Origin of the sequence: Devosia yakushimensis, from assembly GCF_030159855.1 — a bacterium.
Taxonomy (GTDB): Bacteria; Pseudomonadota; Alphaproteobacteria; order Rhizobiales; family Devosiaceae; genus Devosia; species Devosia yakushimensis.
This window is the reverse complement of record NZ_BSNG01000001.1, coordinates 3,021,368-3,039,491: the sequence shown is the minus strand read 5'-3', so window position 1 is coordinate 3,039,491 and position 18,124 is coordinate 3,021,368. Positions and strand designations below refer to the sequence as shown.

The following is an 18,124-nucleotide window of genomic DNA, read 5'->3' as shown; positions in this document are numbered from 1 at the left end:
CCGGCTTGAGGGACTATTCCGCCTTCGATGTATTGACCAGGCTCGTCAGCCGGCCATTCGGGAAGATTTCAAACCCTTCCACCCCATTGGCAACGGCAGTGTAGAGCGTGCCATAGGCGATATGGGCGGCCGGGCCTTCACAGGCGAGCTTGGCCTGCACCTGGTCATAGATGGCCTTGCGCGCTGCCGGATCGGTCTCGGCACGGCCTTCGTCGAGCCAGGTGTCGATTTCCGGGTCTTCATATTTGAACACATTGGTCGAGCCGCCGCCGCGGAAGGTGCGGTAGAAATATTCGTCCGGATCGGGGCTGCCGCCATTGGCCGAGACGAAGGTGTCGAATTCCGAATTCTTCCAGGATTGGACGAAATCGCCGATTTCCTGGGTGATGAGTTCGACTTCGATGCCCCCGGCCGCCAATTGCTGCTGCACCACCTGGGCGATGTCGCGCGTATCCTGGCGCGGCAGCACATTCATGGTGAGCTTGAGCGGCGTGGTGACGCCAGCCTCGGCCAGCAGCGCCTTGGCGCCTTCCACGTCCTGCGTGTAGCAGGCGAAAGTGGAGGGATCGACGGCCCAATTGACCAGGGCCGGCGAGAGCGGACCGGCCGGAACGCCCGAGCCGAACAGGGCCGCGTCGATAATTTCCTGCCGGTTGAGCAGCATATTGACTGCCGTGCGCACCTTGGGATCGGTGAAGGGCTCGCGGCTCGCATTCATGCCCAATAGCGTATAGGCGATGTCGCGGGTTTCCTGCACGGTGACATTGGGCTGGCCCTGCAATTGCAGGGCGGTGGCCGGATCGATGCCGGGCAGCAGGTCATATTCGCCGCTCGTCACGCCCACCTGGCGGGTCGCCGATTCCGGCACGAAGTTGAACTTGACGCCATCGAGCTTGGGCAGGCCATCGAGGTAATAATCCTCGTTCTTGGTCAGCCCGATAAAGCCATTGGGCTGCCATTCGGCAAACTTGAACGGCCCGGTGCCGATCGGGGTCTGCTGCAGGCCCTCGACATTGGTTTCGACCTCCGCCGGCACGATGGCAATGCCCGAAAGCGAGGTCAGGATCGGCGCAAAAGGCGCATCCAGCGTGAATTTGACGGTCGTCGGATCGACCACTTCGATGCCGGTGATCGGGGTCACGCGGCTAGCCAGAGGAGAGGCGACGGCCTCCGATTGCACGCGGCGGATCGAGGCGGCCACGTCTTCGGCATCCATGTCCGAGCCGTCATGGAATTTGACGCCGGCACGCAGCTTGAACGTGTAGGTCAGCCCGTCTTCCGAGATCTCCCAGCTTTCGGCCAGGCCCGGCACCACGGCCAGGTCCTTGTCGATGGCGGTCAGCCCCTCATAGATATTGGACTGCACGATCACCACCGAATTGAAGGCGGTGATCAGATGCGGGTCGAGCCCGGCCGGCGATGAATCGATGGCCACATTCAGCGTGGCGGCCGAAGCCGCACCCGTCAGCAGCGTGGTGGCCAGCAGCGCGGCCAGGGTCTTTCTCAACGACATTGTTCCCTCCAGAAGACAATGATGACGCGATTGGTACTTAAAATCTAAGTCCAATATAAAACCAGTCTGGACTTTTGTGACGCTATGGTACTAACTCGTCAAGCGCTAGTAAGCGCGCAGAGGCGTAAATCGCTGCAGATTTTGCATTCGACTTTCGGCGGAGTGGCCATGCCGGCAGAGGCGCTGCTGACCATTGAGGATTTGCGGATTTCCGCCGGTGGCCGTCCCGTCATCGAAGGCGTGTCACTTGAGATCAAGGCCGGCGAAATGCTGGGCCTGGTCGGAGAATCGGGCTGCGGCAAATCGGTGACCGCTCTCTCCATCATGCGCCTCCTGGCCGAGCCGCCCATGCGCATCGATGGCGGCTCCATCCGCTATGACGGACAGGATATCCTGGCGCTGGACGAGCACGCACTGGAAAAGCTGCGCGGCGACCGCATCGCCATGATCTTCCAGGAGCCGATGACCAGCCTCAACCCGGTCTTTACCGTGGGCGACCAGATTTCCGAAGTCGTGCTGCTGCATCGCGATGTGTTGCGCGAAGCCGCCAATGCCCGCGCCGTGGAATTGCTGACCCGGGTCGGCATTCCCGCTCCGGCCGCAGCCATGCTCCGCTATCCGCACCAGCTTTCGGGCGGCCAGCGCCAGCGCGTCATGATCGCCATGGCGCTCGCCTGCGACCCCAGCCTGCTGGTTGCCGATGAGCCGACAACCGCGCTCGACGTGACCGTCCAGGCGCAAATTCTTGATCTCATTGACGACCTGCGCCGCGAAACCGGCATGGCCGTGCTGCTGATCACCCATGATCTCGGCGTCGTCTCGCAATATTGCGACCGCGTCGCGGTCATGTATGGCGGGCGCGTGGTCGAACAGGCCCCCTCGGCCGAACTTTTCGCCCATCCGCGCCATCGCTATACCCAAGCCCTGCTGGCCACCATCCCGGCTTCTAATCCGCCCGGCGCGCGGCTTCCCGCCATTTCCGGCACCGTGCCGCCACCCGGCAAGCGCCCCAATGGCTGCACCTTCCATCCGCGCTGCCACGCAAGTGTTGCGCGCTGTTCGGTGGACAGGCCCGATCTCGTTGGCGACACTCACCTGATCCGCTGCTGGAATCCGGCCTCATGAGCCTGCTCGAACTCGACAATCTCTCCAAGACCTACCCCGGCGGGGTCCGTGCGGTCTCGGAAGTCTCGCTCACCATCGAGGCCGGCGAAGTGCTTGGTGTCGTGGGGGAATCGGGCTGCGGCAAGTCCACGCTCGGCCGCACGCTCCTGCGGCTGATCGAACCCAGTGGTGGCTCCATCCATTTCCAGGGCCGCGATCTCACCAGCCTCAGCCGCCACGATATGAAGGCGGTGCGCCGCGACCTGCAGGTGATCTTCCAGGACCCCTTCGGCTCGCTCAATCCCCGCCACAGCGTGGGCTACATCATCGCCGAGCCGCTCATCGTCCATGGCGTGGGCGATAAGGCCTCGCGCGCCAAACGCGTCGCCGAACTGCTCGCCATTGTCGGCCTGCCCGAGGATGCCGCCAGCCGCTATCCGCACGAATTTTCCGGCGGCCAGCGCCAGCGCATCGCCATCGCCCGCGCTTTGGCGCTCGAACCCAAACTGCTGGTGGCCGACGAAGCCGTCTCCGCCCTCGACGTCTCGATCCAGAGCCAGATCATCAATCTGATCGCCGAATTGCGCCAGAAAATGAACCTGGCCATTCTCTTTATCAGCCATGACCTGTCGGTCATCCGCCATGTCAGCGACCGCATCGCGGTCATGTATCTGGGCCGCATCGTCGAGACCGGGCCGACCGAAACCATCATGACCGCGCCAAAGCACCCATACACGCAGGCGCTGCTTTCCGCCGTGCCGCGGCCGGGCGTCACGCGGGCCGATCGCGTCGTGCTCAAGGGCGAATTACCCGATCCGGCCAATCCCCCCGCCGGTTGCGCCTTTCACACTCGCTGCCCCAGGGTCATGGATATCTGCCACACCAAACGGCCCGTGCTCGCCTCCCCCGGTGGCACTCTTGCCGGAGAAGTTGCATGCCACCTCTATCCGCATTGAAATTCGACCGCGCCTTCGCGCCCCTTGAAGCCGCCATCGCTGCTGGCCGCATTCCCGGCGGCGTGCTCGGCGTCATCGAAGCCGATGGCACTAAGCAGGTCCGCCATATCGGCAAGGCCCAGACCGTCCCCACCGAGCGTCCGATGACCGAACACACCTGGTTCGATCTGGCCTCGCTCACCAAAGTTCTCTTCACCACCCCGGCCATTCTGGCCCTCGCCGATGCCGGCACCATCGATCTCGATGCGCCGCTGACGACCGTCCTGCCCGATCTCCGGCACTACAATCCCGACGCCTGGGAGCGGAAAATCACCTTCCGCCAATGCCTGGGCCATCAGACCCCATTCCCGGCGGTCGAGCCCATTTATACCTACGGCCGCGACCCCGATTTGCTGCGCACCTTCATCCTGCAGCGCGAATGGCGGGCCGGTCCCTCGGTCTATTCCGACATCAATTTCATCCTGCTCGGCTTCGTCCTCGAACGCCTGAACAAGAAATGGATCCGTGAGCTCGATGCCGGCCCCGGTTTTGCCTGGTCCGCCAATCCCCAGGACGCTGCCGCCACCGAAGACTGTTATTGGCGTCATCGCGTGCTGGTAGGCGAGGTGCATGACGACAATTGCTCCGCCCTTGAAGGTGCCGGGCATGCCGGGCTCTTCGGCACCGTCCATTCCGTGCTCGATTTCGCCAGGGGCCTGCTCGACGGCACCGGCGCCTCGGCCCAATCCATCGCCCTCATGCGCCAGCCCGTGCGCGGCAACCGCACTCATGGCTGGGAAAAGCCTTATATCGGCTGGTCCGGCGGCGAATTGTGCAGCCCCGAGACTATCGGCCATACCGGCTTCACGGGCACGGGCCTCTGGATCGATTTTGCCGCCGGCCGCGCCTGGACCCTGCTGACCAATCGCGTCCACCCCACCCGCCATTTCGATAGCGGCATCTTCGCCCTCCGCCGCGCCGTCGGCGACGCCATCAACGGGAACTAAAACATGCAACCCATCTGGGCCATCGGGCTGATGACCGGCACCGTGCTCGACGGCAATATCGACATTGCCCTGTTGCGCACCGACGGCGAAACCATCTCCGAATTCGGCGCTTACACCCTGGCCCCCTATGGGCAAGACCTGCGCGCGCTATTGGTCGAAACACTCGATACCGCTCGCAAATGGAACTTTGCCGAGCAAGACCCCGCCATCTTCGCCAAGGCCGAAAAAGCCCTGACCGAAGCCCAGTCCAATGCGGTGCGCGATTTCGTCGCCGCGCAGGGCCTGAGCATGGCCGATATCGGCATTGTCGGTTTCCACGGCCAAAGCGTGCTGCATCGCGCGCCCCAGCTCGGCCGCATCGGCGCTACCCGCCAGCTTGGCAATGGCGCGCTCATGGCGGAGATGCTCGGCACCAAAGTCGCCTATGATTTCCGTAGCGCCGACGTCGCCGCCGGCGGGCAGGGGGCTCCGCTCTCGGCCATCTATCACGCCGCGCTCCTGCGTGGCCTCAAGGCTAATGGTGATACGGCCGTGCTCAATCTGGGCGGCGTCGCCAACATCACCTGGTGGGATGGTGACGACCTCGTCATCGCCTTCGATACCGGCCCGGCCAATGCCCCAATCAACGATTTCGTCGGTGCTCTCGGGCTGGGCGATATGGATCGCGATGGCAAATTGGCCCTGGCCGGCACGGTCGACGAGGCGCGCCTCGCAGGGCTCCTGGAGCATCCCTATCTTCGAGCCGCCTATCCCAAATCGCTGGACCGTTTCGACTTCACCGCCGACATGGCCAAGGGCGAAACAGCGGAAAATGGCGCGGCTCTCCTCACCGCCTTCACCACCTCCGCCGTCGGTAAGGGGCTAGACCTGCTGCCCCGCCGCCCCAGGAGGATCATCGTGTGTGGTGGCGGCAGGCGCAATCCCGCCATCATGGCCATGCTGCCCGCGCGGGCCGGCGTCGAGGTCATCCCCGCCGAAACAGTAGGCTGGCGCGGCGACGCCATCGAAGCCGAATGTTTTGCGTTTCTGGCCGTGCGGGTATTGCGCGGCCTGCCGATCAGTTTCCCGACCACAACTGGTGCGCCGGCTCCGATGACCGGCGGGAGGCTGGCGGGGTAACTTCGGTAAATCTCATGGCGGGAATGGATTCCCGCCTGCGCGGGAATGACGCCGTGGTTGGTACTGGTCTTTAAGCCACCACCGGCTTCTGCGACGTCCGCGCACTCACCGCACACGCGGCAATGATCAGCGCCCCACCGACATAAAGCTCGGCCCCCGGCACTTCGGCAAAGAACAGCCAGCCGAACACCGCCGCCCAGATCAGCCCGGTATAGTCGAGCACGGCAAATACCGAGACCGGCACGCGCTTGAGCCCGTTGATCAGCAGCAGGAACCCGCCGGCGCCCAAGAGGCCGATCAGCACGGCCTGGCCCGCCACAATCCCCGTGGGCACTACGAAATTGCTCGCCGCCAGCGGCAGGGTTAAGCCGGCCGCCACCACCGACTGGGCCAGCGTAATCGCGGCCGCGCTCTCATCGCCCGAATGGTGTTTCAGCAGCACCAAAGTCAGCGCATAGCAAAGCGGCGCCAGGATCGCCGCGCCCCAGGCAAAAATATCGGCCGATCCGCCCGTTACCGCATCCCCGCCGCCAAAAACGATAATGGCCGAACCGATCCCGCCCAGCACCAGCGCAATCACCGGCTGCAACCGTACCGGCTCGCGCAGCGCCAGCATGCCCAGCCCCGTCACATAGACCGGCGCGGTCATGGCCAGGGCGGCCGCGATGGCGAGCGGCAAATGGCTCACCGCATAAAAGAACATGAAGGCGGTGACGGTGAACAGCGCTCCGCGCAGGATATGGCGGCCCAGGTTCGCCCGCTTGGGCCAGGCCCCGCGGCTCAGCCATATCCACAGCACCAGCCAGATCGCTGCGCCGAGAAATCGCACGAAGACGATCTCGAATGTCGGCAGATGCGCGCCCAGTGCCTTGGCCGTGGCATCCATGCTGCACAGCACGACAATGCCCGCGGCGCCAAGCCCGATGCCGCTAAGGGGAGTGTTCATGCACGCAATGCTTTCATGAGAAAGGAACGGGTGCGGCCCTGCGGGAAGTCATTGAGCACGCCGAAAATTTCATAGCCTGCTTTGCGATAGGTCCGCAACGCCACCGGACTGAACGTGTCGATATAGGCGCCATGGCAGCCCCGGTGCAGCGCTTCGGCCTCGGCGGCCACCAGCAATTGCCCGGCAATGCCCTTGCCGCGATGCGCCTCGTCGATCCACAGCCATTGCGTATAAAGCCAGCCCCAGGCGGTGTAGCCCGATAGCCCGGCGGTAACGGCATCGCCATCGCGCAGGAGCACGGCGATGGCCCGGCGGTCGGAGGGGCCTACATCGGCGCGGTTGAACGCGGTGAGTTCATCCCCAATCCGGGCAATTGCCGGGTCGGTGGCGTCATCCGTGATATGAAAATCCATTGGCCCGTCCTCCATCCCGTGCCCCCACAATGTCATTCCCGCGCAGGCGGGAACCTCCGTTTTTCCTGACCGCTTTGACCTGATCTCGCCGCAAGAGTGGAGAGATCCCTCCCCCTTTTCAGGGGGAGGCTAGGAGGGGGTATCTTCGACACCCCCGGTTTTTGATGGGGATACCCCCACCTAACCTCCCCCTGATAGGGGGAGGGACCGTTCTGTGCCGGTTATGCGATCCAGCCTCTATTCCAGCGCCTTCCGCAAATTCCCCCCGGCCGCATCGATCAGCTTGCCTGCCGCCAGCAGGTCCACCTTTTTTTCCAGCATCACCGTGGCCAGCTTGATGCTACCATCGGCAATATCCAGTGTTTCCCGTGCGGTGGCGTAATCCGCCCCGGTCAGTGTCGCCACCATCTTGGCGGCCCGGTCCACCAGCTTCACGTTGGTCGGCTTCATCTCCACCATCAGGCCGCGATAGACAAAGCCCAGCTTGATCATCACGCCGGTCGAAATGCAGTTGAGCGCCGCCTTCTGCGCCGTGCCGGCCTTCATCCGGGTCGAACCGGCGAGGAACTCGCTACCGGTCTGCAGCAACACGGCAATATCGGCCACTTCCCCCAGCTTGCCGCCGGGATTGTTGAAGATACCAATCGCCAGCGCTCCCACCTGGCGCGCATGCACCAACCCGGCAATGGCATAGGGCGTGCGCCCGCTGGCCGCCAGCGCGATCACCACGTCATTGGGCCCGACATTGACGCCATCGAGATCGGTCCGGGCCAGCTCTTCGCTGTCCTCTGCCCCTTCGGCCGCCAGCGTCAGCGCAGTCGAGCCACCGGCCATCAGCGAGAGCGCGCGTTCATAAGGCCAGTTGAAGGTGGGCGGCAATTCGGCAGCGTCTTGCGTCGCAATCCGGCCCGATGTGCCCGCGCCCATATAGATGAGCCGGCCACCCTTGGCGAGGCGCTCGGCGCCCCGGTCAATGGCTTCGGCCAGCGCCGGCGCCGCGGCCTGTACCGCGGCAATGGCGGCGAACTGCCCCTCGACAATGCCAAGCACCAGGTCATTGCTGCCCCAATCCTCGATGCCGGAAAAGCGCGGGGAAGCGGATTCGGTGGTGCTCATGGAATAACCTTTTTGTCGGAACGCCGTTCGGCTGTGCATAGTCCGGCGATTTTTGCTTTACACATTTCACCGGCTGGTGAATGATATTGGTATTGAATTGGCTTTCAAGTGGTCTTGTGTGGACCGGGTGAGGATATATGGCACGGTTGTCGCTGCGCGGCATCAAAAAGCGCTTCAAGGCAACCGAGGTCCTGCATGGCATCGATCTCGATATCGGCGACCGCGAATTCGTTGTTTTCGTTGGCCCGTCCGGCTGCGGCAAGTCCACTTTGCTGCGCCTGATCGCGGGGCTCGACCCGATCAGCGATGGTGAATTCACCCTCAATGAAAAGCGCATGAACGATGTGCCGCCCTCCAAGCGCGGCATCGCCATGGTGTTCCAGTCCTATGCACTCTATCCGCATATGGACGTCTACGAGAACATGGCCTTCGGCGCTCGTCTGATGGGGCTCGACAAGCCCGAGGTTGAAGCCCGCATTGCCGAGGCCGCACGCATGCTGCGCCTCAATGAGCTTTTGCAGCGCAAGCCGCGCGAACTCTCGGGCGGCCAGCGCCAGCGCGTCGCCATCGGCCGGGCCCTGGTGCGCAAGCCCGAAGTCTTCCTGCTCGACGAGCCCCTCTCCAATCTCGACGCCGCCCTGCGCTCCGAGGTGCGGCTCGAAATCGCCAAGCTGCACCGCGATATCGGTGGCACCACCATTTACGTCACCCACGACCAGGTCGAGGCCATGACCCTGGCCGACAAGATCGTGGTGATGAATCTGGGCCGCATCGAGCAGGTCGGCAGCCCGCGCGAATTGTTCGAAACTCCGGCCAATACCTTCGTCGCCACCTTTATCGGCTCGCCCAAAATGGCGCTGATCGATGTTGCCGCCGATGGCACGAGGGCCGCCATTGCCGGCGGCGGCGCGGTGACCATTCCGCTGCCCGCCGGAGAAAAGAGTTTCAAGCTGGGCGTCCGGCCCGATGCGCTCACGCTGACGCGCGGGGCAGCCGAGGGCTTCTCGGCCAGCGTGGTCTATGCCGAATATCTGGGCGACAACGCCTATGTCTATGCGCGCCTCGCCGATGGCACGCTGGTCAGTGTGCGCACCGAGCCCAACGATCTTTATGCGCCGGACGAGGCGGTGACCCTCGCGGTCGACCCCGCCCAGCTGCACTATTTTTCCGCGGCCGATGGCCAGCGGCTGACGGTTTAGGGAACGACGTTTTCAAGGAGGAAACCATGAACAAGACTGCAATCCGCCTCACTGCGGGCCTGGGAGCACTGCTCGTTGCACTGCCCGCCATGGCCCAGGACCTGACCTTCTGGAGCTGGCGCCAGGAAGACCGCGCGCAGTATGAGCAGTTCATCGACACGTTCGAGGCTGCCAATCCGGGCATCACGGTCACTTTCGAAACCTTCGAAGCGGCCAATTACAACACCATTCTGTCCACGGCCCTGGCCGGCGGCACCGGCCCCGACCTGATGATGGTGCGCGCCTATGGCGGCCTCGAAAACGTGGCTTCGGCCGGCTATCTCGAGCCGCTCTCGGCCGAGACCATTCCGGCTCTGTCGGACTTTGCCGCGACTGCGCTCCAGGCCGAGACCATGCGGAGCGACCAGAAGCTCTATGCCGTGCCCTTCGCCAGCCAGACCCAGCTGGTCATCTACAATAAGGGCATTTTCGACGCCAATGGCATCACCGAGCCCCAGACCTGGGACGAGCTGGTCGCCGCCTCCAAAAAGCTCAAGGACGCCGGGGTAATGCCCTTCGCCAACGGCACCGCGACCGCCTGGCAGAACGAAACCATCGTTTTCGATCTGACCTCGTCCATCATGGGCAAGGGCTTTTACGATGACCTGATCGCCGGCAAGGCCGATTTCACCGATGCCCGCTTCGTTGAAGCCCTGACCGATCTCAAGGCCATCACCGAATATTTCCCCGATGGCTTTATTGGCCTCGACTACCCCTCGGCCCAGCAGCTGTTCAGCTCGGGCATGGCGGCCATGTTTGCCGGCGGTTCCTATGAACTGGCAACCTTTGCCACCCAGAACCCCGATATCGAACTGGGCGTCTTCGCCGCCCCCGGCAAGACCGCCGAGGACGAAAAGCTGGTCGGCCTCTATTACGATGGCGGCTATGCGGCCAATGCCAATGGCGCCAACAAGGAAGCCGCGCTCAAGTTCCTGAACTTCGTTGCCAGCCAGGAATTCGGCCAGGCTTTCGCCAATAGCCTCAACAACATCTCGACCATTCCGGGCGTCACCTTCGACAATCCTCTGCTGGCCGAAGTTGCCGAGCTCAACAAGTCGTCCATCCCCTATCTGATGCTGGTCCACTTCCGCTATGGCGAGCCCTCCGGCTCGGTCCTGCTGCAGACCGAAGTACAGAAGCTCCTGGCCGGCCAGACCACGCCGGAAGCCGCCGGCAAAGCCATCACCGACGGCCTCGCCGCCTGGTACGAGCCGTTCAAGAAGTAAGCGGCAGTCTTGCCCCTGGTGTGGAGGTCCATGTGCATCGCACGGACCTCCACACCACCCACGGCGTCATTCCCGCGCAGGCGGGAATCCACTCTGTCCTGCGCCGGGCGATGTCTAAACAAGAATAGATTCCCGCCTGCGCGGGAATGACGTGGTGAAAAACACCGGAGCAGCGCGATATCGCGCCATCCGAAGCGCGAAAGACCCCAATGCCCCAATTACGGATGACTGGACGAGGCCTCTGGATCACGGTGCTGCTGGTGCCGCCGCTTGCCTTTGTCGCCCTGTTCATCGTCTATCCGATCGTGGCGGCTTTCGCTTACGCCTTTTTCGACTGGAATGGCCTGCTGCGCGGCGAATTCACCGGCCTGGCCAATTTCCACACCGTGCTGTTCGTCGAGCCCTATGCCGGCTGGACGCGCAATGCCTTCGCCCACAACGTCATCGTGTTTTTCGCCCTGATGGTGCTGCAGAACGGCGTCGGGTTCCTGCTCGCCTATGCGCTGTGGCGCGAATTGCCCGGCGCCCGTTTCCACCGCGTCGCGGTATTCCTCCCGGTGGTGCTCTCCACCATTATCGTGGGCTATCTCTTCAAGCTCTTCCTTCACCCGCTCTTTGGCGTGGTCAATATCAGCCTGCGCGGCATGGGCCTGGGCTTCATCGCCCAGCCTTGGCTCGGCCAGGATTCCACCGCGCTTTGGGCGCTGATCATCGCCAACGCCTGGCACATGGTGGGCTTCCCCACCCTGGTTTTTCTCGCCGGCATGCAGCGCATTCCCACCGAAATGCTCGATGCCGTGCGCATGGAAACCGAGAGCGAATGGGTCAAGGTCACCAAGATCGTCTGGCCGCTCGTCGCCCCCAGCGCCACCATCGTCTTCACCCTGCTCTTCGTGGGCGCCTTCAACTGGTTCGAGCTGCCCTACATCATGGCCGGGCTCGATGGCTCGCCCTATGGCTCCACCGACGTTTTGGGTCTTTATTTCTACCGCACCGCCTTCGGGAACGTCTCTTCCGGCCAGCAGGATTTTGGTCTCGGTAGCGCGCTGGCTGTGCTGATCTTCATCTTCATCGCGGCCATTGCCAGCGTCATCACCGTGCGGCTGCGGGCCCGGGAGATCCAGATTTGAGTACCGCCACGACAATCAATTACGACCGCCGGGGCCTCCTCGGCACCTTGGGCCGCGACGGGCTGCTTCAGATCATCCTGGTGGCCAATACCATCATCATGCTGATGCCCATCGTCATCATGGTGTTCTCGGCCTTCAAGACCACGCCGCAGATTTTCCAGTCGCCCTTCGGCATTCCCGATTTCGGCAATGTCGCCAATTTCGTGAAAATCTGGACGCAAACCAATTTCCTGCGCTACCTGCTCAATTCGTTCCTGGTCACCGGCGCATCCATGGCGCTGATCCTGACGCTGGGCACCATGGCGGCCTATGCCATTGCGCGCTACGAATTCTGGGGCGCCGGCTTCATCCTGATGTTTTTCCTGGCGGGGCTCACCCTGCCGCTCAAGCTCGCCATCATTCCGCTCTTCATGCTGATGCGCGATCTCGGCATTCTCAACAATCAGCTCAGCCTGATCTTCGTCTATACGGCCATGGGCCTGCCCACCACGGTCTTCATCCTCACCGGCTTCATCCGCACCTTGCCCAGCGAACTCGAAGATGCCGCCCGCATGGATGGGGCCAGCGAAGCGCGCATCATGTGGTCCATCATGCTGCCTCTGGTGCGCCCGGCCATGGTCATTGCCGGCATCCAGAATGTCGTGCCGATCTGGAACGACTTCTTCTTCCCGCTGGTCTTCATCCAGCGCGATAATCTGAAAACGCTGCCCCAGGGCCTCACCACCTTCATGGGCGAATATACCACCGATTGGGGCGTGCTGTTCTCCGGCCTTACCCTTTCGGCCGCGCCGATCATCATCATCTATATCGTGCTGTCCAAGCAGTTCATTTCCGGCATGACCTCGGGAGCCGTCAAATGAAGCTGGTCAAGGGCTCGCTGATCGTCTCCTGCCAGGCGCGGGCCGATAATCCCCTCCATGGCCCCATATTCATGGGCGCCATGGCCCTGGCCGCCCGCGATGGCGGGGCGCTGGGCATCCGCGCCAATGGCGCTGCCGATGTGGCGGCGGTCAAGGCGGCAGGTCTCCCAGTCATCGGCATCGACAAGGTGTTTTCCGCAGACGTGCCGGTCTATATCACGCCCTCCATTGCCGCTGCCGACCGGCTGGCCGCGGCCGGCGCCGATATCATCGCGCTGGACTGCACCCAGCGCCCCCGCCATGGCGATGCGCCCGGCGAAATCATCCGGCATATTCGCGACACCCTTGGCCTTGAAGCCTTTGCCGATATCTCGACCCTGGAAGAAGGCCTGCTGGCCGCCGAACTGGGCGCGACCTACATTTCCACCACGCTTTCGGGCTATACCGAATATACCCAGCCCAAGCCCGACCTGCCCGATTTCGCGCTGATCGAGGCCCTGGCCAGCCGCATCAGCGTGCCCGTAGTCGCCGAAGGTCGTTTCAATACGCCAGAATTGGCTCGCCGCGCCCTTGATGCCGGCGCTTATGCTGTGGTGGTGGGCACCATGATCACCAATCCCCGCGAAATCACCAAGGCCTTCGCTAAGGCCGTCGGAACATCTGTATGAGCTTTCTCGGCGTCGATATCGGCGGCACCGCCTCGCGCTTCGTGCTGGCCGATGCCGCCGGAACCATTCTGGCGCGGGGCGCGGCCGGTGGCGCGACGGGCCATATCTTCAATCCCGTCGAACGCGACAAGCTGGTGGCCGTGCTGCAATCCATCGCTGCCGCCCTGCCGCCCGGCACCACGCTCGTTTCCGCATGCCTGGGCATTACCGGCCTCGGCGACAAGATCCGCGACGAAGCCGCCACATTGATCGGCAGCCACCTCGCGCTCCCCGCCGCCGCCATACGCCTCACCGACGATATGGAACTGGCCTATCGCGCCGCCTTTGCGCCCGGCGCGGGGCATCTGATTTCCGCCGGCACCGGCTCCATCGGCCTGCACGTTGCCATTGATGGGCGGATCATCCGCGTCGGGGGCAGGGGGCTTCTCATCGACGATGGCGGCTCGGGCACCTGGATCGCCTTGACTGCGCTCGACCGCCTCTATCGCGGCATCGACGAAACTGGCTCCACCGCCGGGGCCCAAATCCTGGCCGACGAACTCTTTGCGGCCATGGGCGGCGATGACTGGGATGCCACCCGCGCCTATGTCTATGGCAGCGACCGCGGCCGCATCGGCGCCCTGGCCCAGGCCGTGGCCCGCGCCGCCGACCAGGGCGATGCGCTGGCGCTCGATATTCTCACTCAGGCCGGTGCCGAACTGGCCCGACTCGGCCGCGCCCTGGTGCAGCGTGCCGGACACAGGCCCATCGGCTATGTCGGCGGCATTATCGATCTGCACCCAGCCATCCGCACCAGCCTCGCCGCCGCTCTCCCCGGCGAAACCCTGCTCTATCCCAGGCTCGATGCCGCCGCCTTCGCGGCGCAGTGGGCGCGCGGTTGAAAACCATTGCCCAAGCATCGCCCTTTGCCCCAGAGCGTTTCCAGGAAAAGTGGTGACCACTTTTCCGGTTCGGAAAACGCGTCAAAATGAAGGATTGGAGCATTTCATCGTTTCAACGAAACGGTGGAATGCTCTAAGGGTGGGCCTTCCGTAAACCGGGATTCCCGCATCATGACCGGCAAACCTTACATCGTCGATGAACTGATCTCCGCCAAGGCCATCGCCGCCCGGGTCGAGGGCCTCGCCCGCGAGATATCGGCCTATTACGCCGATACCGACAAGCTCGTCGTCGTCGGCCTGCTGCGCGGCTCCTTCATCTTCATCGCCGATCTGGTGCGCGAGTTGGACCTACCCGTCGAGGTGGATTTCATGGAAGCCTCCTCCTATGGCAATTCCACTGAATCCAGCCGCGAAGTGCGCATCCTCAAGGACCTGCGCGGTGAGATCGAAGGCCGCGACGTGCTGGTGGTCGAGGACATTGTCGATACCGGCCACACATTGCGCCACGTCCTCGACATCCTGGGCACCCGCCACCCCCGCCGTATCGAAGTCTGTGCCCTGCTCAACAAGCCCTCGCGTCGCGAAACCGATGTGAAGGCCCGCTGGGTCGGCTTCGATATTCCCGACCGCTTCGTCGTCGGCTACGGCATCGATTATGCTCAGCGCAACCGCAACCTGCCCCATATCGGGGCGGTGAGGTTTACGGAATAGGAGTTTGTTAGGGGATACCCCCTCCTAGCCTCCCCCTGATAGGGGGAGGGACCGTTCTGTGTTTGTGACTCGATCCGGCCTAAAGAGTGGAGAGATCCCTCCCCCTATCAGGGGGAGGCTAGGAGGGGGTACTTCGATGCTCCCGAGTACCCGGCCCTACGGCGTCGCCATCATCTGGCGTCTTGGCCGCCGTTCATTCCACGCCAGCATCAACCCCGCCGCCACCACCAGCAGCGCGCCGTAATACACCGCCTGCGCCGGCTCCTCGCGCCAGAACAGATAGCCGAACACAAAGCTCCAGATCAGCGCCGAATATTCCACCGTTCCCAGCACACTTGCCGGCACCAGCCGTGCGGCATCCACCAGCACATATTGCGCCGTGCCGCCCACCAGGCCCGTAGCCACGACGATGGCGATCTCGGTCGGCGTCATGCCCTGCCAGAAGGGCAGCGACACCGCGCCCATCGCCAGCACATAGAACAGGTTCAGCGAAAAAATCTGCACCAGCGAACTCTCGGTCTTGGAGATCGTCCGCATCAGGATCATCGCCACGGCCCAGCACAAAGCCGCCGCCAGCACCATGATAGCCGGCAGGCTGAGCCCGAACCCGGCCGGGTTACACGCCACGATCACCCCGAAAAACCCGATGGCCGCCGCGCCCACCCGGGCCAGCGTCAACTGCTCCTTGAGAAAGATCACCGCCAGGATCGTGGTCAGCACCGGCGCGAAATAATAGAGCGTCGTCATCTCGGCCAGCTGCAGATGGCGCCCGGCCGAATAATACATGCACCACGCCGCCAGCGTCAGCACGGCTCGCAGCAGCATCATGGATTTATTGGACGAGGCGATCAGCCCTCGCACCAGCTTGGCCCTGCCAAACACCAGGCAAAGCGCGACGATGACAACGCTGCGCATGAACAGGATCTGCACCACCGGCAGGTCATAAATGACGCCCTTGACCAGCGCGTCATGCACGGCAAACAGCGAATAGGCAAAAGTCCCCAACGCCATGCCCTTGAGGGAAGCGACGTCGGCGGCACGGGGGATGGATGAGGCGGACACGGGGGTGAACTCTAAAGCTCGGCTGCCGCATCTAGCTGGATTTCAGGCAGGCCAGCAAGAGGGCTTTTGGGGCTTGGTGCGGGCTCCCCTACTTCGTCCACATCCCCCGCATCTGTGCCCCGATATCGACCCGCGCCGGGCCCGGCGACAGGCCCTCGATCCGTGCCGGTGTCACCGCCGGCCACAGCACATCATCGAACAGCACCGTCATCGCCCGCGGAATGAACCGCGTCCGCTGCGCATAGATATGGCGGTCGCCATATTGGCTCTGCTGGGTCACGTAAAACCGCTGCGGCGTGATCACATGCAGCTCGTCCTTGGCCCGCGTCATCGCCACATAAAGCAGCCGCCGCTCCTCTTCCAGCTCATGGGTCGAGCCGGTCCCCAGGTCCGAGGGAATGCAGCCATCCACAGCATTGAGCACATGGACCGCCTTCCATTCCTGCCCCTTGGCCGAATGGATGGTGGAGAGGATCAGGTAATCCTCGTCCCGGCTGGGCACGCCCGACTGGTCCGAGGTCGCATCGGGCGGATCAAGCGTCAACTCGGTCAAAAATCGCTCGCGGCTCGGATAGCCGGCGGCGATCTGTTCGAGCTGGATGATATCGGCCACCCGCACGGCCGCATCCTCATAGCTCTGTTCCATCAGCGGCTCATACCAGAGCCGTGCACAGCCCAGTTCCAGCGGCCAGCTGGCCTCCCGCCGCACCAATCGGCCCACCAGTTCCACCAGCCCGGCCCAGCCCTCGGAAGCCCGCAGCGGTACCGGCAATTCTGCCAATACCTTGACCGGCTGCACTGCCTCATGCATCGCGTCCAGCACCTTGCCCGCCGAAGCCGGCCCGATCCCCGGCAGCAATTGCAGCACGCGGAACCCCGCCACCCGGTCGCGCGGATTTTCCACCCAGCGCAGAATGGCCAGCAGATCCTTGATATGGGCGGCATCCAGAAATTTGAGCCCGCCAAACTTCACGAACGGAATATTGCGCCGCGTCAGCTCGATTTCGAGCGGCCCCGAATGGCTCGACGTTCGGAACAGCACCGCCTGCTGCGTCAGCGCGGTGCCGCCCTCGCGTGCCTCCAAAATCTTGTGCACCACATAGCGCGCCTGGTCGGCCTCATCCTTCACCGTCACCAATTGCGGCTTGGCGTCGGACTGCCGCTCGGTCCACAAATTCTTGGTGAAGCGCTCGCTGGCCAATTCGATCACCGCATTCGCCGCCGTCAGGATCGGCTGCGTCGAGCGATAATTGCGGTCCAGCGTCACGATATCGGCCGGTGGGGAAAACGTCGCCGGAAAATCGAGAATATTGCGCACCGTCGCCGCGCGGAACGAATAGATCGATTGCGCGTCATCCCCCACCACGGTCAGCCCATGCCCCTGGGGTTTGAGCGCCAGCAGCACCGACGATTGCAGGCGATTGGTGTCCTGATATTCATCCACCAGCACATGGTCGAACCGCCCCGAAACCTCGGCGGCAATCGCGGGCTCGACCATCATCCCGGCCCAATAGAGCAGCAGGTCATCGTAATCGAGCACGTTCTGGCTCTGCTTGGCCTCGACATAGCCGGCAAACAGAGTGCGCAATTGCTCGCCCCACATGGCGCACCAGGGGAACACGGTTTTCAGCACCTCATCGAGATCGCCCTGCGCATTGACCACCCGAGAATAGATGGCCAGGCACGTCCCCTTGGTTGGAAACCGGCTCTTGGCATCGGAGAGCCCCAGTTCGTGCCGCACCAGATTCATCAGGTCAGCCGAATCCTCGCGGTCATGGATGGTGAACGCCGGATCGAGCCCGATCTGGCCGGCATGCTCCCGCAACAGCCTCGCCCCGATGCCGTGAAACGTCCCCGCCCAGCTCAAGGCATCGGTCAGCGCCCCCGACGATGTCCCCAATACCTTGCCGGCAATCCGCTCCACCCGCCGGCTCATCTCGCTGGCCGCCCGGCGTGAAAAGGTCATCAGCAAAATCCGCCTGGGGTCGGCGCCATTGACCACGAGGTGCGCTACCCGATGGGCCAGCGTATTGGTCTTGCCCGATCCGGCCCCCGCGATCACCAGCAGGGGCGGGGGATTGGCCTGGCCCACGCCATGCTCCACCGCCCGGCGCTGTTCGGCGTTGAGGGTATCGAGATAGGCGGTGGAAGGGATCGAATCGCTCAGGGCAAGCATGGCTGCACGATGCCATCTT

Annotated in this window: 17 protein-coding genes; 11 read left to right on the top strand and 6 right to left on the bottom strand. The window is 63.4% G+C overall.

What is annotated here, in order from left to right; genetic code table 11:
- Window positions 1–13 precede the first annotated feature (13 nt).
- The gene (locus QQL79_RS14725; protein ID WP_284392118.1) at window positions 14–1,513 is read right to left on the bottom strand and encodes an ABC transporter substrate-binding protein; all 1,500 of its coding nucleotides are present in this window, start codon (window positions 1,511–1,513) and stop codon (window positions 14–16) included.
- A gap of 168 nt (window positions 1,514–1,681) precedes the next feature.
- On the opposite strand from QQL79_RS14725, the gene QQL79_RS14720 reads away from it, so the two are divergent.
- The 4 genes from QQL79_RS14720 to QQL79_RS14705 are packed head-to-tail and all read left to right on the top strand — an operon-like array spanning window position 1,682 to window position 5,678.
- Entirely contained in the window at window positions 1,682–2,638 is a 957-nt protein-coding gene (locus QQL79_RS14720; protein ID WP_284392116.1) for an ABC transporter ATP-binding protein, read from the top strand.
- The gene (locus tag QQL79_RS14715) at window positions 2,635–3,573 is read left to right on the top strand and encodes an ABC transporter ATP-binding protein (protein ID WP_284392114.1); all 939 of its coding nucleotides are present in this window, start codon (window positions 2,635–2,637) and stop codon (window positions 3,571–3,573) included. Before QQL79_RS14720 ends, QQL79_RS14715 begins: the two co-directional genes overlap by 4 nt.
- The gene (locus QQL79_RS14710) at window positions 3,552–4,559 is read left to right on the top strand and encodes a serine hydrolase domain-containing protein (RefSeq protein ID WP_284392112.1); all 1,008 of its coding nucleotides are present in this window, start codon (window positions 3,552–3,554) and stop codon (window positions 4,557–4,559) included. The genes QQL79_RS14715 and QQL79_RS14710 overlap by 22 nt, the downstream gene beginning before the upstream one ends.
- Before the next feature lie 3 nt (window positions 4,560–4,562).
- Complete coding sequence (locus tag QQL79_RS14705) at window positions 4,563–5,678, top strand: anhydro-N-acetylmuramic acid kinase (protein WP_284392110.1); 1,116 nt, start codon at window positions 4,563–4,565, stop codon at window positions 5,676–5,678.
- A 70-nt stretch (window positions 5,679–5,748) separates the two neighbouring features.
- On the opposite strand, the gene QQL79_RS14700 is transcribed toward QQL79_RS14705, so the two are convergent.
- From QQL79_RS14700 to QQL79_RS14690, 3 genes are all read right to left on the bottom strand, one after another.
- A complete protein-coding gene (locus QQL79_RS14700; RefSeq protein WP_284392108.1) occupies window positions 5,749–6,624 on the bottom strand; it encodes a DMT family transporter in 876 nt (291 codons plus the stop codon).
- Entirely contained in the window at window positions 6,621–7,037 is a 417-nt protein-coding gene (locus QQL79_RS14695) for a GNAT family N-acetyltransferase (protein ID WP_284392106.1), read from the bottom strand. The genes QQL79_RS14700 and QQL79_RS14695 overlap by 4 nt, the downstream gene beginning before the upstream one ends.
- A 237-nt stretch (window positions 7,038–7,274) precedes the next feature.
- On the bottom strand, window positions 7,275–8,153 hold the full coding sequence (locus QQL79_RS14690) for an N-acetylmuramic acid 6-phosphate etherase (protein WP_284392104.1): 879 nt from the start codon (window positions 8,151–8,153) through the stop codon (window positions 7,275–7,277).
- A gap of 137 nt (window positions 8,154–8,290) precedes the next feature.
- Here QQL79_RS14690 and QQL79_RS14685 point away from each other — a divergent pair, with 137 nt between their 5' ends.
- The 7 genes from QQL79_RS14685 (at window position 8,291) to hpt (ending at window position 14,867) form a co-directional block, all read left to right on the top strand.
- Window positions 8,291–9,352 (top strand): ABC transporter ATP-binding protein, encoded by a 1,062-nt coding sequence (locus QQL79_RS14685; protein WP_284392102.1) that lies wholly within the window; start codon window positions 8,291–8,293, stop codon window positions 9,350–9,352.
- Window positions 9,353–9,378: 26 nt separating this feature from the next.
- Window positions 9,379–10,617 carry an extracellular solute-binding protein gene (locus tag QQL79_RS14680; protein ID WP_284392100.1) on the top strand — a complete coding sequence of 413 codons (1,239 nt, stop codon included), beginning with the start codon at window positions 9,379–9,381 and terminating at the stop codon, window positions 10,615–10,617.
- Between the two features lie 209 nt (window positions 10,618–10,826).
- Window positions 10,827–11,747, top strand: a complete 921-nt coding sequence (locus tag QQL79_RS14675; protein WP_284392098.1) for a carbohydrate ABC transporter permease — start codon at window positions 10,827–10,829, stop codon at window positions 11,745–11,747.
- Entirely contained in the window at window positions 11,744–12,607 is an 864-nt protein-coding gene (locus tag QQL79_RS14670; protein WP_284392097.1) for a carbohydrate ABC transporter permease, read from the top strand. Before QQL79_RS14675 ends, QQL79_RS14670 begins: the two co-directional genes overlap by 4 nt.
- Window positions 12,604–13,275, top strand: coding sequence for an N-acetylmannosamine-6-phosphate 2-epimerase (locus QQL79_RS14665; protein WP_284392096.1), 672 nt, complete (start codon window positions 12,604–12,606; stop codon window positions 13,273–13,275). The genes QQL79_RS14670 and QQL79_RS14665 overlap by 4 nt, the downstream gene beginning before the upstream one ends.
- Window positions 13,272–14,156 (top strand): N-acetylglucosamine kinase, encoded by an 885-nt coding sequence (locus QQL79_RS14660; protein WP_284392095.1) that lies wholly within the window; start codon window positions 13,272–13,274, stop codon window positions 14,154–14,156. The genes QQL79_RS14665 and QQL79_RS14660 overlap by 4 nt, the downstream gene beginning before the upstream one ends.
- Window positions 14,157–14,327: 171 nt before the next feature.
- Complete coding sequence (gene hpt, locus QQL79_RS14655) at window positions 14,328–14,867, top strand: hypoxanthine phosphoribosyltransferase (RefSeq protein ID WP_284392094.1); 540 nt, start codon at window positions 14,328–14,330, stop codon at window positions 14,865–14,867.
- A 156-nt stretch (window positions 14,868–15,023) separates the two neighbouring features.
- Here the strand turns inward: hpt and QQL79_RS14650 are convergent, their stop codons facing one another.
- Together QQL79_RS14650 and QQL79_RS14645 are read right to left on the bottom strand one after the other, a co-directional pair.
- Window positions 15,024–15,929, bottom strand: a complete 906-nt coding sequence (locus tag QQL79_RS14650) for a DMT family transporter (RefSeq protein ID WP_284392092.1) — start codon at window positions 15,927–15,929, stop codon at window positions 15,024–15,026.
- 88 nt (window positions 15,930–16,017) lie between these two features.
- On the bottom strand, window positions 16,018–18,105 hold the full coding sequence (locus QQL79_RS14645) for an ATP-dependent helicase (protein ID WP_284392090.1): 2,088 nt from the start codon (window positions 18,103–18,105) through the stop codon (window positions 16,018–16,020).
- Between the last annotated feature and the right edge of the window lie 19 nt (window positions 18,106–18,124).